We start from the raw sequence: 14,089 nt of genomic DNA on the forward strand, positions 1-14,089 counted from the left end.
CAAGTTGTCACAGCGCAATTCTTTGATAAATCACAGGCATAAAAAAACGCCCAGCTCCGTGAGGAAACTGGGCGTTCTTTTTTGAACGTGAAAGCGAATTAACGCTTCGAGTACTGCGGACGCTTACGCGCTTTACGCAGACCGACTTTCTTACGTTCAACTTCACGAGCATCGCGGGTTACGAAGCCGGCTTTACGCAGGGCGCTGCGCAGAGTCTCGTCGTAGTCCATCAGAGCGCGGGTGATGCCGTGGCGGATTGCGCCAGCTTGACCACTCACACCACCGCCGATCACGGTGACGTAGATGTCGAACTTCTCGACAGTCTCAGTCAATTCCAGCGGCTGACGAACTACCATGCGGGCAGTTTCGCGACCGAAGAAATTATCCAGCGAACGGTTGTTGATGGAGATGTTACCAGTACCCGGACGCAGGAAAACGCGTGCGGTTGCGGTCTTGCGACGGCCAGTGCCGTAATTTTGAGTCGCCGACATAATGTACTATTCCGTTAAAACTTCAGTTCTTGGGGCTGCTGAGCAGTATGTGGGTGTGCAGCGCCCGCATAGACTTTCAGCTTACGGTACATGTCGCGACCCAGCGGGTTCTTAGGCAGCATGCCTTTGACCGCGGTCTCGATCACGCGCTCAGGGGCCTTGGCGATCAGCTTTTCAAAGTTGATCGACTTGATGCCGCCCGGGAAACCGGAGTGGGAGTAGTACATTTTGTCAGTGGTTTTAGCACCGGTAACACGGATCTGCTCAGCGTTGATTACGACGATGTAGTCGCCGGTGTCAACGTGAGGAGTGTACTCAGGCTTGTGCTTGCCACGCAGACGGCTCGCGATTTCGGTGGCCAGACGACCCAGGGTCTGACCAGCAGCGTCGACGACAAACCAGTCGCGCTTTACTGTTTCCGGTTTAGCAGTAAAAGTTTTCATTCTTTATAGCCTCAGGGGCCGCCCTGTAAATTAGACGGCGGATCTTACTGAATAGTGCGTACTTTGACAAGTCAAAGGCAGCCGGATACAGACGCTTTCGGGGGCTCGGGTCGGCGCGTCCGTTCAACGGCAAGATTCTTCGGCGGCGGCGCATCACTTCCACTGCAGAAAGAGGTGCGCAATTATGCAGATTGCGAAAAATAATTCAACCTGCTTTTATGATTGTTTTGCCCAAGGAGCAGCACGATGGACTATCGCCAGCTAGGCCGAACCAATCTGAACGTGAGTGCCCTCTGCCTCGGAACCATGACCTGGGGCGAGCAAAACAGCGAGGCAGACGCCTTCGCCCAGATTGAACGAGCCAAGAGCGCCGGGATCAACTTCATCGACACCGCCGAAATGTACCCGGTGCCGCCCAAGGCCGAAACCTACGCCACCACCGAACGCTACATCGGCAATTACTTCAAAAGCCGCGGCGACCGCGGCGACTGGATCCTGGCCAGCAAGATCGCCGGCCCCGGCAATACCATCGACTACATCCGCGACAAGAACCTTCGGCACAATCGGCAGCACATCACCGAAGCCGTGGACGCCAGCCTCAAGCGCCTGCAGACCGATTACATCGACCTGTACCAGTTGCACTGGCCGGAACGCAGCACCAACTTCTTTGGGCAACTGGGTTACAAGCACAAGATCGAAGCCAACCTGACCCCGCTGGAAGACACCCTCGAAGCGCTCGACGAACAGGTGAAGGCCGGCAAGATCCGCCACATCGGCCTGTCCAACGAGACACCGTGGGGCACCATGCGCTTCCTGGCCCTGGCCGAAGCCCGTGGCTGGCCGCGCGCCGTATCGATCCAGAACCCGTACAACCTGCTCAATCGCAGCTTCGAAGTCGGCCTGGCGGAAATCGCCATCCGCGAGCAGTGCGGCCTGCTCGCCTATTCACCGCTGGCGTTCGGTTTCCTGTCAGGCAAGTACGAAGGTGGCGCCCGCCCGCCAAAAGGTCGCCTGAGCCTCTACAGCCGCTTCAGCCGCTATTTCAACCCACAGTCGGAAGCAGCCTGCAGCCGGTACGTGGCCCTGGCTCGCGAACACGGTCTGGACCCGGCGCAAATGGCCCTGGCCTTCGTGACGCAGCAGCCGTTCGTGACCAGCAACATCATTGGCGCGACCACCATGGAGCAACTGGAGAGCAACATCGCCAGTTTCGACTTGAAGCTGTCTGAGGAAGTGCTGGAAGGGATCGAGGCGATTCACAAGGATCATCCGAATCCGGCGCCATAACCCCTACTTGTAGGAGCGAGCTTGCTCGCGAAAAACCTGAGCACACCGTTGGGTGTCAGGTTTTCAACGTTATCGTTGACGACCATCGCGAGCAGGCTCGCTCCTACAATGATCTGGCAATGATCTCCTTCATGATCTCGTTCGTCCCGGCATAGATCCGCTGCACGCGCGCATCCGCCCATGCCCGTGCGATCGGGTACTCCCACATGAACCCGTAGCCACCGTGCAACTGCACACACTCGTCGAGCACCTTGCACTGCAGGTCGGTCCCCCAGTACTTGGCCATCGCCGCCGTCGGCACGTCGAGCTTGCCTTGCAGGTGCAGTTCCAGGCAGCGGTCGACGAAGACACGGCCGATCTGGATTTCCGTGGCCATCTCCGCCAGTTTGAACCGGGTGTTCTGGAAATCCGCGATCGACTTGCCGAACGCCTTGCGCTCGCGGGTGTAGTCCAGCGTCCATTGCAGCGCCGCTTCGGCCGATGCAAGCCCGCCAACGGCCACTGTGAGGCGCTCCTGAGGCAATTCCTGCATCAGGTAGGCAAAGCCCATCCCGGCCTGGCCCAGCAGGTTTTCCTTGGGCACACGCACGTCCTGGAAGAACAGCTCCGAGGTGTCCTGGGCTTTCATCCCGACCTTCTCCAGGCGCTTGCCCTTGTCGAAGCCCGGCGTATCGGCTTCCACCAGAAACAGACTGGTGCCCTTCGCGCCGGCCTTCGGATCGGTCTTGGCGACGACGATCACCAGATCGGCCAGGTAGCCGTTGGTGATGAAAGTCTTGGAGCCGTTGATCACGTATTCGTCGCCATCGAGCACGGCCGTGGTTTTCACTCCCTGCAGATCGGAACCGGCGCCCGGTTCGGTCATGGCGATCGCGGTCACCATTTCGCCGGACACCAGTTTCGGCAGGTACTTCTGCTTCAGCGCCTCACTGCCGTAATGCAGGATGTACGGTGCCACGATGTCCGAGTGCAGGGAAAAACCGATGCCGGTCAGGCCAAGTCGCCCCACTTCTTCGATCACCACCGCGCTGTAGAGAAAGTCCGCCCCCAGTCCGCCGTACTCTTCCGGCAAGTGTGAGCAGAGCATCCCCGCCTCCCCTGCCTTGTTCCACAGCTTGCGGTCGATATAGCCTTGTTTTTCCCATTGCCCATGGAAGGGCACTGCCTCCTTTTCGAGAAACGTCCGCACGCTGTCGCGGAAAAGCTCGTGCTCGGAACTGAACAAGGTTCTGGGGATCATGCGGCACCTTTTCTTTGTTTTTAGAAGGAGTTGACCTTCAGAGACTATGCCTCGCTTCCGATACAGGACACTGGACACATCCGACAAAAAATAAGACGATCCAGCCGTCTGGTGACCACTTCCCCCTATAAAAATAAAGTTGAATTATGTCTAACCAAGCATCCACGCCCCTGCGGCGCGTCAGCATCCTGGCCATCGACCGGGTTTTCGCTTCCACCCTCATGCAAGCCAAGGATTTCTTCCACCTCGCCAGCCTGCGCTACGGCAAACAGCTGGGCCAGGGCCTGACACCGGCGTTCGAAACCCGCCTGGTCAGCCCCGACGGCAAACCGGTCAACACCTTCAGCGATGTGATGATTCCGGTGGACGGCGGGCTGGAAAACGCCGACATCATTGTTCTTCCCGCGTTCTGGGACGATTTCGAAAGTCTCTGCAAACGTTACCCGCAAGTTCTGCCATGGTTGCGCCAACAGCATGCGCGCGGCGCCGTGCTGTGCGGCGAGGCCACCGGTGTGTTCTGGCTGGCCGAAGCCGGGTTGCTCAATGGCAAGGAAGCGACCACCTACTGGCGCTTCTTCAATGCCTTCGCCGAACGCTTCCCACAGGTCCAGCTCAATCAAGACAAACACCTGACAGACGCCGACAACCTGTACTGCGCCGGCGGCACCACCTCGGCGTGCGACCTTTACATTTACCTGATCGAGCGTTTCTGCGGCGCCAATGTGTCCCAGGCCGTAGCGCGGGACATCCTGTACGAGGTACAGCGCAGCTACTCGCCGGGACGCATCGGTTTTGGCGGCCAGAAGCTGCACCAGGACGTGATCATCCTGCAGATCCAGCACTGGCTCGAAGAACACTTCGCCGACAAGTTCCGCTTCGAAGACGTCGCCCGCGAACACGGCATGAGCATCCGCAACTTCATGCGCCGCTTCCAGACCGCCACCGGCGACAAGCCACTGCATTACCTGCAACGCCTGCGCATCGAAACCGCCAAGGGCTTGTTGTCCGGCAGCCGCAAGAGCATCAAGACCATCAGCTATGAGGTGGGCTATGACGATGCGAGCTTCTTCGCGCGACTGTTCCGCCAGCACACGGAGCTGTCGCCGAACCAGTATCGGCAGCAGTTTCAGCAGGCTGCATAAAATCCCGCAAACCTACTCTGGATGCATTTCCACGTTCACGTGGGAATGCAGCCAGAGACGCTCTGCGTTCCGCTTTGACATGCGATAAAAAAGGTCATGGAGTGCATTCCCACGCTGGGCGCGGAAACGCCAGTGACCTCCATACAGCGTCTTTTCTTACGATAAAAAACGAATATAGAGCATCAACGCATCTCGTCCGACTAATGTACGCCGGCCATCCAGAGCTTCAACATCTTCCCCTTCAAACACCATCAGGGAAGATCAAAGGTGACTATCGGATCAAGCTACAACTACCCTTCATACATCGCCAAGGAGGCCGCCCGAACAAAGCGTTCGGCTAAAAACAAATGGGCAGCTCGCTTTCCCAATCCGCCGGATTTGTGCTTTGACTATCGTGCACTGGTAGAACAGGAAAACGGCATCGCCAGGGCAACTGACCCGCAACATAAAATCTGCATCATCGGCGCCGGCGTCACAGGTCTGACCGCCGCCAGAGAACTCTATCGCTGCGGCTTTACCCATATCACTCTCATCGAACAATCCAGACGCATCGGCGGCAGACATCTGACCGTTCCCGGTAGCCGAAACTCAGCAACAAGCCATACACCGTTTGAAATGGGTGCCATGCGCATGCCCTTCTTCAACCAGGCGGATGAGCCGCCGACAGAAGGTCGGTCGCTGATGGCTTACTACGCCAATCAATTTGAATTGGCGATTTCAAACTTCGCCAACCCCGGTAGCCAATGGGTTAGCTCGACAGGCATCTATCTCCGGGAGGGCAGCATGGGCGGCGGATCAGCGCCGCAAATGTTGATATGGAAAAACGAAGACGGCGAAACACCGCCTCCCGGCGAGGAATTGCAAAAGGTTTATTCCAAGTGGAAAGCCTTTGCTGATCGCATGACCCGCCACGTTGCGGAGCTTTATGCGAGCCAGGAATGGGAAACCACATGGGCTTCTATCGTCGAAAAATACGAGAGTATCTCGTTCCGCGACCTGGTCAGCATGCCAGCACTGGAAGCTTGGGATGGCCGCTCACCCGGAGATTTCGGCGGAATGGGAATGACTGCGCAAGAGTCCGCAATTTTTTACGCGATAGGTATAGGTGACGGTAGCTGGGGAGCTTTTTACGACGTGTGCTGCCTCTACCCCCTGCGTACCGCGATTTTCGGTTTCAGCAGCCAATTGCAACTGATCCATGGTCGAGTGGACTCAAACGGCGATCCACTGGATTCGCCCTACCTGAATAGCAAAGCCGTTTTTGACTCAATGGGGCAGAGTTTCGACAAGCCCCGCTACATCGGCCTCGCCGCTTTGGATGAATGCCTGCTGTTTATGAAAGCCGACGAAACCGGAAAGTCCGTCTACGAACATTGCCTCGAAAGAAGCAATGGGCTTCTCACCGACTCATCCGTCACAAAACTGGAAAAGCTGACCAATCAAAAAATACGCGTCTATTACAACTGGAAACACAGTCAACCCGAGCAAATCCAGGAGCAATTTGATGACTTTGACTCGGTCATCATGACACTACCCTCCTGGCTGATTGAAACTCGTATCAAGCTCAAAAATTTCACCCGGGAAATGCTGCCTTTCGAGACGATTAACGCCTACAAAACCGCACACTGGGAAACTAGCTGCAAAGTGTTTGCACCGCTGAAGAAATCATTTCTCTCGAAAAACAAAAACATCCCGCAAGCCATCGTAACCGACAGTTTTATCCACGATGTCTATACCTACCGCTACAACGACAACTACAGCTATGACTGCATCCTGCTGAGTTATACCTGGGAAGATGACGCAACCAAGCTCGCCTCATTCAGCGATAAGGAATTGGTATCAAAATGCGCTGAAGAGTTGGATCGCATTCTCATGAACTCTGCCAACATCCAGGAGAAAATTTCTCCCTACATCGGCATTGATCAGGCTGTGGTTCAGCGTTGGGTCACTGATAAAAATGCTCTGGGCTGTGCCAAGCTTTACCGACCGGGCACCTACTACGATGCCGTCGGCCTGATGAAGTACAACCGGGACCTCGCTCATGTATCAGGCTTGTATTTGTCTGGTGAATCATTTTCCGTCGATGCCGGTTGGACGGAGCCATGTTTTCGCGGTGCTGTCGATGCAGTGATTCATATCTGCAACAAAACCGCCGCGACCTTCAATGGCGGATTTTCCTTGAGCGACTACCCGCACTACCAACTCAAAACCTGATCACATCCCCGCTCCAGAGCCATGCACGCAATACATGGCTCTACCTCTCGCGCCAGCCACCCACTGCCATCAAACATCACGCTAATCCACTTTAGGACAAGGACTACGACCTAAACGGAAGTAGCTGACTTACACCCCATTCCTGATTCCCCTCTTATACACACGCCATTTAACAGCTTGAAAAACAATAAAAAGAGGAACGACGGAATGTCTGAGCCAACAAGCCCTGCTCGTGTAGCAGTCGTGCAATTCGATCCACAAGTCGGCATCGAGAAATGTGTAGGTAATCTGCGTCGCAGCCTGGAATTGGCGCTTGAAGCGGTAAACGGCGGTGCGAATCTCATCGTTCTGCCCGAGCTTTCCAATACCGGCTATTTCTTCAGCAATCGACAGGATGCCTTCGCCCATGCCGAAGCGGTTCCCGACGGACCAAGCGTGCGGTGCTGGATCGACTTCGCCCGAGAACACAACGTTTACCTCGTGGCCGGTCTGGCTGAACGCGACGGCATGCGACTCTTCAACACCGGCGTTCTGGTGGGACCAGACGGTTTTATCGGTAAGTACCGCAAAGCCCATTTGTGGAATCTGGAGAAGCTCTGGTTCACCCCCGGCGACCTGGGTTTCCCGGTTTTCGACACACCGATCGGCCGCATCGGGCTGTTGATCTGCTGGGACATCTGGTTCCCGGAAGTGCCACGGATCCTCGCCCAGCAAGGCGCGGATATCATTTGCAGCCTGAACAACTGGGTCTGGACACCGCCGCCGCTGTTCGACGATGCCGGTAAGTGCATGGCGTCTTATCTGACGATGACCGCCGCTCACGTCAACAATGTGTTTATCGCTGCTGCCAGCCGAATCGGCGAGGAGCGCGGCGCGCGCTACCTGGGTTGCTCGTTGATTGCCGGAACCAACGGCTGGCCGATTGGCACAGTGGCTTCGGCAGACAAGCAGGAAATCCTGTTTGCCGATGTCGACCTGACCAGCTCCCGCAGTGCGCCCATCTGGAACAACCTGAACGATCTGCATCGTGATCGCCGATCCGATCTTTACGATCAGATGCTCGGCTACACCCAACACCCTTGCCTCCCACGTTGATCAGGAGGCCTATCGCATGGAAGTTACAACCGACAAAAACCAACCATCGCGCAAATCACCAATTGATACAGCCGTCGTCCTGCTAATAATCGGCGCGACACTGCTGATCGTCTGGCTTTCTTTCAGCAACCGTACTTTCTGGGGAGCGCATTGGCCCGGCTACGGCAACATGGTATCGCTGCTACCCGAACCGAGTGCCTGGTTGCGCTGGGTGTTAGGTGACATCAGCGAGGTGGCTTTCTACAAGCACGAGTTCGCCTCGATCGGTCTGCTGGCGGGCGCATATCTGGCTTACTGGGCGAATCGAACGGGGAAATCCTGGCAAGGATTTGCCATCTCTTATGGAACGGGGCTTTGGCCCTGGCTGGTCACCAGCTCGTTGCTCGGGCTGCTGCTGAGCAATCTGCTATGGGGCTGGACGGTGACAGCCACAACCTGGCAACCCACATTCGTAGCATTCGTCTCGCTGCCAGCAGCGATGGTGTTGATGTTTGGCGGAGGCTGGAAGGTCACGATCAACGGCGCACTCATGGGCGCCGTACTCGTCACACCGATGTGCCTGCTGATCGTCAATTACGTGTGCCAACCGCTGGCCCTGCCTGCGGTAATTGGCAATGTATTGGGCATGGCGGTTGCCAGCGTCCTGGCGTTTCTGTTCTGCCGCTATTGGCCGAACCTGGTGAAATCCAGGCCTTCGCAAACGCCCCCCACCTTGATCGCCACCGCCAAGGCGCCCGACTATGGCGTCTTCTGGAGCCTGCGCCGGATTCTGGCGGACTTTTCCGAAGCACCGTTCTTCGGCAATGAACTGGCCAGCCTTGGCCTGATACTGGGTGCATTGCTGGCGTACAGCTTGAACCCTTCAAGCCCCGCGTACGGATCGGGCCTGTTACTGCACATCATCGGTGCGCAGGCATTGGCCTCGGCCATCGGCGTGCTGATCTGGCGTCGACAATGGATGTTGCGCGGCTGGTATCCCACTTACATCCCGCTGGTTTCAGTGGTGCCCGCGGCGATTCTGGCCTATGGCGGCAGCTGGCAGATTATCGTCTCAAGTGCACTGCTGGGGGCATTGCTCGCACCACCGCTGGCCTGTGTGATTGCCAAAAAATTACCGGCCGACATGCACGCCTACATCGCCAATGTACTGTCGATGGCCATCAGCACACTGCTGATCGTGCCGCTAATCGGCTTTCTGATCGCTGATTAACGTGCCAGCCATTCGGCTATATCGCGGTCTCAAAAGCGAATACAGCCACTTTTCATTACAAACAAGCGAGGTATCCCATGGACCTGCCCAAACTGTCCATCGCGGCACTTGGCGGCACGGTAAGCATGCAAGCGAGCAATGCCGGTGAAGGCGTCATCCCGACCGTCAGCGGCGAAGCCCTGCTGACCTCCATACCGGAACTGACGACGCTGGCCGGAGTCACCGTTGAGACCCTCGGCCTGCTGCCCAGTGCATCCCTGGATTTCGAGTTTTTGCTGGACGTATTGTCCTGGGCTGAGTTTCAGGTCAAACAGGGCGCCACTGGGATCGTGATAACCCAAGGCACCGACACCCTCGAAGAGGCCGCAGTGTTTTTGGATTACCTTTGGCCCTACGACACCCCCTTGGTGCTGACCGGTGCCATGCGTTCCGCAGCGCAGCCAGGTGCCGATGGACCGGCCAATCTGCTGGATGCATGTCGCGTTGCCCTGGCGCAGAACAGCCGGCAGCGCGGCGTCCAGGTCGTGATGAACGGACAGATTCATCAAGCGTGCAGCGTACGCAAAACCGATTCGCTGGCATTGCAGGCGTTTTCCTCGCCAGTTGTGGGGCCCGCAGGCCTGCTGCTGGAAGACCGTGTTCGCTACCTGCGCCCGCCAGGGCCACGCACGGTGTTGCCTTTGCCGCAACAGACCACGCAGAAAGTTGCGCTGCTTGAGGCCTCACTTTCGGCCGACACCCTGCTACTGGAGAATATTTTCGCACTCGGTTACGACGGGCTGGTGATCAGCGGTTTTGGCGCCGGCCACATCTCGCAGCGCTGGGCGACAAGAATTGGGCATATTACCGAACGAATCCCCGTGATCATTGCGACCCGAACCGGTTCCGGCTCCACCGCACGCGCTTCTTACGGTTTTGACGGCGGTGAGATGGACTTGATCCGCAAGGGTGCATCGATGGCGGGGTTTCTATGTCCGCGAAAAGCCCGGATTCTGCTTTGGCTCCTGCTCGGTTGCCAACGGCAGCACGAGCTTGCACGGTATCTCAACGAAGGCATTTGACTTCAAAGCAATGTACAAACCTGTGGGAGGGGGATTTGCGCTGACAAAAAAGGCCTGCATTTGCAGGCCTCTTTCATTTTCCGAATCGCTCTACCGATTTAAACGCTTATGGCTTGTGCGCCCGGGACAGGAATTCGTGGGATTGCATTTCCAGCAGACGACTCAGGGTGCGCTGGAACTCGAAGTTCAAGCGCCCGCCGGTGTACAGATCCTTGAGTTCGACTTCGGCAGAAATGATCAGCTTCACGTTGCGGTCGTAGAACTCGTCGACCATGTTGATGAAGCGGCGGGCGATGTCGTCGGTGGTGACGCTCATCTGCTCGACATCGCTGAGCAGCACGGCGTGGAAGATCTTGCCCAGTTCGATGTAGTCGTTCTGGCTACGCGGGCCGTCGCACAGTTCACGGAAGTTGAACCAGGCCACGTCATCGCAGGTGCGCAGGGCACGAATTTCACGATTTTCGATCATCAGCACGTCATTTTCGACCGCAGCCGTGCATTCCGGCGTCAGCGCACGGAAGCTCTTGCGCAGGCTTTCGTTGGCGGCTTCGTCGAGCGGATAGTGGAACAGCTCGGCTTGTTCGAGGTGACGCAGACGATAGTCGACGCCGCTGTCGACGTTGACGATCTCGGTATTCTGCTTGATCAGCGCAATGGCCGGCAGGAAGCGCGCGCGTTGCAGGCCGTCCTTGTACAGGCCGTCCGGCACGATGTTCGACGTCGCGACCAGGGTCACGCCGTTCTTGAACAGTTCTTCCATCAGGGTGCCAAGGATCATGGCGTCGGTGATGTCGGAAACGAAGAATTCATCGAAGCAGATGACCCGGGCTTCGGTGGCGAAGCGCTTGGCGATGATGGTCAGCGGGTTTTTTTCGCCGCCCAGGGTCTTCATCTCTTCGTGCACGCGCTTCATGAAGCGGTGGAAGTGCGTACGGGACTTTTCCTTGAAAGGCAGCGCTTCGAAGAAGGTGTCCACCAGGTAAGTCTTGCCGCGACCTACGCCGCCCCAGAAATACAGGCCCTTGACCGGGGTCTGATCCTTCTTGCCAAACAACTTGCCCAGCAGGCCCGGCTTGTTTTGCTCGGCCGCGACCAAATCGTCGTACAGGCGCTGCAAATGACGCACGGCAGTTTCCTGCGCGGCATCATGGAAGAATTCCGGGCGTTTCAGATCAGCTTGATATCGTTCTAGGGGCGTCATAATTCGTTAGCAAGGCAACAAAAACGGGCCGACACTGTAGCGACGGCCCGGAGGAATGGCAATCGGCCCTTGGTCGGGCCGGACCGTTGTTTATTCCTGAACAGGTGTCAGGGCGATGCGCAAAGCCTCGACGGCAGCATCACGCGCAGCACTGTCGACAAAGGCCGGGCCGTCGGCAACGCACTCGCCTTCCAGCCAGACACTGAAGTTCAGTTCTTCATTTCGCACGTCCAGTGGCTGACCCGATTGCAGTTGCTTGGTCACCTGACCGGCGGTCTTGCCATCGGCGAAGTTGCGCGACAGCAGCAGTTGTTCACCATCGGCGGCCAGCAGACGGAAGCGGAAACTGCCGTCGTCTTCACGGAAGCTGACAAAACGCGCAGCTTTCGCGGCTTTTTTCTTGACGGTCGCCGCCACCTGGGTCTGGGCAACGAAGGAGCGCAGGCCCACCGCTTCACGCAATTCATTGAGGAAGGGTGTCGCTACCGCACGAGCCTTTTTCGCGCCGTGCTGCAGGATGTCTTCCAGATCCGCCGGGCGCTCGATCAGTTGGTTGTAGCGCTCACGGGATTCGCCCAGTTCATTGTCCAGCAGTTGGAACAGACGATTCTTCGCCTCGCCCCAACCCAGGCCCTGCAACAGTTCACTGCGGAACTCGTCAGCCTGCGCCGGGGTGGCGAACGCCTGGAACAAGGTGAACAGGTGCGAATTGTCCGGGTCCTTGGCTTCGCCGGGTGCGCGGGAGTCGGTGACGATCCGTGAAATCGCGTCCTTCATCTCTTTGGCGCTGCTGAACAGCGGGATGGTGTTGTCGTAGCTCTTCGACATCTTGCGGCCATCCAGGCCCGGCAAGGTGGCAACGCTCTCTTCGATCAACGCCTCGGGCATGGTGAAGAACTCTTTGCCCTGGCCAAACAGGTGGTTGAAGCGCTGGCCGATGTCACGCGCCATTTCCACGTGCTGGATCTGATCGCGACCGACCGGCACCTTGTGCGCGTTGAACATCAGGATGTCCGCGGCCATCAGCACGGGGTAGCTGTACAGGCCCATGGTGATGCCGGCGTCCGGGTCTTCGCCGGTCTCGACGTTCTTGTCCACGGAAGCCTTGTAGGCGTGGGCGCGATTGAGCAGGCCCTTGGCGGCGACGCAGGTCAGCAGCCAGGTCAGCTCGGGGATTTCCGGGATGTCGGACTGGCGGTAGAAGGTCACGCGCTCGACATCCAGGCCACCGGCCAGCCAGGTCGCGGCGATTTCCAGACGCGAGCGCTGGATGCGCAGCGGGTCATCGCATTTGATCAGGGCGTGGTAGTCGGCCAGGAAGTAGAACGAATCGGCATTGCTGTCACGGCTGGCGACGATCGCCGGGCGGATGGCGCCAGCGTAGTTGCCCAGGTGCGGCGTGCCGGTGGTGGTAATGCCGGTGAGGATACGGGTACGAGTCGTCATGGGTAATCGCTTGTCAGACTGCAATCAATTCGAGAGACGCGGCAGGATCAGATCCTTGAGATCGGTCAGCTTGCCATGAAAAAAGTGTCCGCATTCTGCCACTTTCAGCAGCTCATGGGGACGTTCGAGCTTGTCGGACCATTGGTAAACGACTTGTGGATCGATCACTTCGTCGGTTTCCGGCTGGATCAAGGTCAGCTCGCCCTGCTGCGGCAGTTGATCCTGGTCCCCCAGGCGCATGACCGCTGGCGCGACCATGAACAGATGCTTGAGCTGCTCGCCCTTGGCCTCAAGACGTCCGCCGAGACTTGCTGCAACAAAACCGCCGAAGGAAAAACCGAACAGGGTCAGCGGCAACTCCGGGTGTTTGTTGCGAAACCATTCGGCGACAGCCTGGGCATCATCAACTTCACCGGTACCCATGTCGTGGGAGCCCTCGCTGGCACCGACGCCACGATAGTTGAAGCGCAGGGTGACCAGTCCGGCGTCGCGCGCAGTGCGCTGCAAGGTCGAAACCACTTTGTTGAGCATGGTGCCGCCCTGTACCGGGTTCGGATGGCAGATCAGCGCCAGGCCGCGAGGCTGCTCGTTGTCCAGGTAAAGGGCTTCCAGTTGACCCACCGGGCCATCAATCACTACAGGGGTTTCGCGCATAAGCAAGGAAGGAACTCCGTGACCTCGAATCGGGTCGACTCGTCTAGCAAATTGTCTGTGGCTGTCTATTGCGAGTGAATCGCGGTATACAGCGCAGGTTCGAGCCGTTAACGTAAAGCAAAGCCGTTTATAGAGGAAGGACTCGTGGAACACTCGCTCTTAGTTTGGTTGCTACCGACTCTTGCCCTGGTTGTGGGTGTCGCCATTGGGTTCCTGATCGCTCGCCTTGCGCCGAATGCCGCGCCTAGCAGCACGCAACGTCAGCTGGACGATATTCAGGAACGTTTCGACAGTTATCAGAACGAAGTGGTGACCCACTTCAACAGCACTGCTTCATTGGTCAAGAAACTGACTGCGAGCTATCAGGAAGTGCAGGACCATCTTGCCGAGGGTGCCAACCGCCTGGCCCTGGACGAACAGACTCGCCAACGCCTGCTGGCCTCCCTGCACGCCGATGCGGCGCAGGCACCCCGTGAACGCCTGACGCCACCGCGCGATCAGGAGCCGCCTCGCGACTACGCACCAAAAGCCCCGAACGCACCGGGCATGCTCGATGAGCATTACGGCCTGAAGAAGTAATCAGGTTTCAGGTGTGACAAAGCCCC

At 57.6% G+C, this 14,089-nt stretch carries 13 protein-coding genes; 7 read left to right on the forward strand and 6 right to left on the reverse strand.

The window, feature by feature from the left end:
- Window positions 1-98: 98 nt before the first annotated feature.
- The gene (gene rpsI / locus PPUTUW4_RS22930) at window positions 99-491 is read right to left on the reverse strand and encodes a 30S ribosomal protein S9 (protein WP_003228056.1); all 393 of its coding nucleotides are present in this window, start codon (window positions 489-491) and stop codon (window positions 99-101) included.
- 14 nt (window positions 492-505) lie between these two features.
- Entirely contained in the window at window positions 506-934 is a 429-nt protein-coding gene (gene rplM / locus PPUTUW4_RS22935) for a 50S ribosomal protein L13 (protein WP_007917032.1), read from the reverse strand.
- 246 nt (window positions 935-1,180) lie between these two features.
- Here rplM and PPUTUW4_RS22940 point away from each other — a divergent pair, with 246 nt between their 5' ends.
- Window positions 1,181-2,221, forward strand: a complete 1,041-nt coding sequence (locus tag PPUTUW4_RS22940) for an NADP(H)-dependent aldo-keto reductase (protein ID WP_015096780.1) — start codon at window positions 1,181-1,183, stop codon at window positions 2,219-2,221.
- A gap of 103 nt (window positions 2,222-2,324) precedes the next feature.
- On the opposite strand, the gene PPUTUW4_RS22945 is transcribed toward PPUTUW4_RS22940, so the two are convergent.
- Complete coding sequence (locus PPUTUW4_RS22945) at window positions 2,325-3,461, reverse strand: acyl-CoA dehydrogenase family protein (RefSeq protein WP_015096781.1); 1,137 nt, start codon at window positions 3,459-3,461, stop codon at window positions 2,325-2,327.
- 221 nt (window positions 3,462-3,682) lie between these two features.
- Between PPUTUW4_RS22945 and PPUTUW4_RS22950 the strand changes: the two genes are divergently transcribed.
- From PPUTUW4_RS22950 to PPUTUW4_RS22970, 5 genes are all read left to right on the forward strand, one after another.
- A complete protein-coding gene (locus PPUTUW4_RS22950; RefSeq protein ID WP_177325126.1) occupies window positions 3,683-4,603 on the forward strand; it encodes a GlxA family transcriptional regulator in 921 nt (306 codons plus the stop codon).
- A gap of 267 nt (window positions 4,604-4,870) precedes the next feature.
- A complete protein-coding gene (locus tag PPUTUW4_RS22955) occupies window positions 4,871-6,817 on the forward strand; it encodes an FAD-dependent oxidoreductase (protein ID WP_015096783.1) in 1,947 nt (648 codons plus the stop codon).
- Between the two features lie 207 nt (window positions 6,818-7,024).
- Window positions 7,025-7,912: a nitrilase family protein gene (locus PPUTUW4_RS22960; protein WP_015096784.1), complete on the forward strand. Its 888-nt coding sequence runs from the start codon at window positions 7,025-7,027 to the stop codon at window positions 7,910-7,912.
- A gap of 16 nt (window positions 7,913-7,928) precedes the next feature.
- Window positions 7,929-9,122, forward strand: a complete 1,194-nt coding sequence (locus PPUTUW4_RS22965) for an integral membrane protein (RefSeq protein ID WP_015096785.1) — start codon at window positions 7,929-7,931, stop codon at window positions 9,120-9,122.
- 77 nt (window positions 9,123-9,199) lie between these two features.
- Window positions 9,200-10,183: an asparaginase gene (locus PPUTUW4_RS22970; protein WP_015096786.1), complete on the forward strand. Its 984-nt coding sequence runs from the start codon at window positions 9,200-9,202 to the stop codon at window positions 10,181-10,183.
- 106 nt (window positions 10,184-10,289) lie between these two features.
- Here PPUTUW4_RS22970 and zapE read toward each other — a convergent pair whose 3' ends face one another.
- The 3 genes from zapE to PPUTUW4_RS22985 all read right to left on the reverse strand — a co-directional run bounded on the left by zapE (window position 10,290) and on the right by PPUTUW4_RS22985 (window position 13,484).
- Complete coding sequence (gene zapE, locus PPUTUW4_RS22975; RefSeq protein ID WP_007998226.1) at window positions 10,290-11,384, reverse strand: cell division protein ZapE; 1,095 nt, start codon at window positions 11,382-11,384, stop codon at window positions 10,290-10,292.
- Between the two features lie 90 nt (window positions 11,385-11,474).
- Window positions 11,475-12,830: a tryptophan--tRNA ligase gene (locus PPUTUW4_RS22980; RefSeq protein WP_015096787.1), complete on the reverse strand. Its 1,356-nt coding sequence runs from the start codon at window positions 12,828-12,830 to the stop codon at window positions 11,475-11,477.
- A 24-nt stretch (window positions 12,831-12,854) separates the two neighbouring features.
- On the reverse strand, window positions 12,855-13,484 hold the full coding sequence (locus tag PPUTUW4_RS22985) for an alpha/beta fold hydrolase (RefSeq protein WP_015096788.1): 630 nt from the start codon (window positions 13,482-13,484) through the stop codon (window positions 12,855-12,857).
- A gap of 144 nt (window positions 13,485-13,628) precedes the next feature.
- Between PPUTUW4_RS22985 and PPUTUW4_RS22990 the strand changes: the two genes are divergently transcribed.
- Window positions 13,629-14,063 carry a DUF1043 family protein gene (locus PPUTUW4_RS22990; RefSeq protein ID WP_007972560.1) on the forward strand — a complete coding sequence of 145 codons (435 nt, stop codon included), beginning with the start codon at window positions 13,629-13,631 and terminating at the stop codon, window positions 14,061-14,063.
- Window positions 14,064-14,089: the final 26 nt, after the last annotated feature.

The sequence above is a fragment of the Pseudomonas sp. UW4 genome (genome assembly GCF_000316175.1).
Lineage (GTDB): Bacteria > Pseudomonadota > Gammaproteobacteria > Pseudomonadales > Pseudomonadaceae > Aquipseudomonas > Aquipseudomonas laurylsulfatiphila.

Coding starts and splice junctions, on each gene's coding strand:
- rpsI (WP_003228056.1), bottom strand. CDS start 491: ATGTCGGCGACTCAAAATTACGGCACTGGCCGTCGCAAGACCGCAACC.
- PPUTUW4_RS22985 (WP_015096788.1), bottom strand. CDS start 13,484: ATGCGCGAAACCCCTGTAGTGATTGATGGCCCGGTGGGTCAACTGGAA.
- PPUTUW4_RS22950 (WP_177325126.1), top strand. CDS start 3,683: ATGCAAGCCAAGGATTTCTTCCACCTCGCCAGCCTGCGCTACGGCAAA.
- PPUTUW4_RS22970 (WP_015096786.1), top strand. CDS start 9,200: ATGGACCTGCCCAAACTGTCCATCGCGGCACTTGGCGGCACGGTAAGC.
- rplM (WP_007917032.1), bottom strand. CDS start 934: ATGAAAACTTTTACTGCTAAACCGGAAACAGTAAAGCGCGACTGGTTT.
- PPUTUW4_RS22965 (WP_015096785.1), top strand. CDS start 7,929: ATGGAAGTTACAACCGACAAAAACCAACCATCGCGCAAATCACCAATT.
- zapE (WP_007998226.1), bottom strand. CDS start 11,384: ATGACGCCCCTAGAACGATATCAAGCTGATCTGAAACGCCCGGAATTC.
- PPUTUW4_RS22960 (WP_015096784.1), top strand. CDS start 7,025: ATGTCTGAGCCAACAAGCCCTGCTCGTGTAGCAGTCGTGCAATTCGAT.
- PPUTUW4_RS22940 (WP_015096780.1), top strand. CDS start 1,181: ATGGACTATCGCCAGCTAGGCCGAACCAATCTGAACGTGAGTGCCCTC.
- PPUTUW4_RS22980 (WP_015096787.1), bottom strand. CDS start 12,830: ATGACGACTCGTACCCGTATCCTCACCGGCATTACCACCACCGGCACG.
- PPUTUW4_RS22945 (WP_015096781.1), bottom strand. CDS start 3,461: ATGATCCCCAGAACCTTGTTCAGTTCCGAGCACGAGCTTTTCCGCGAC.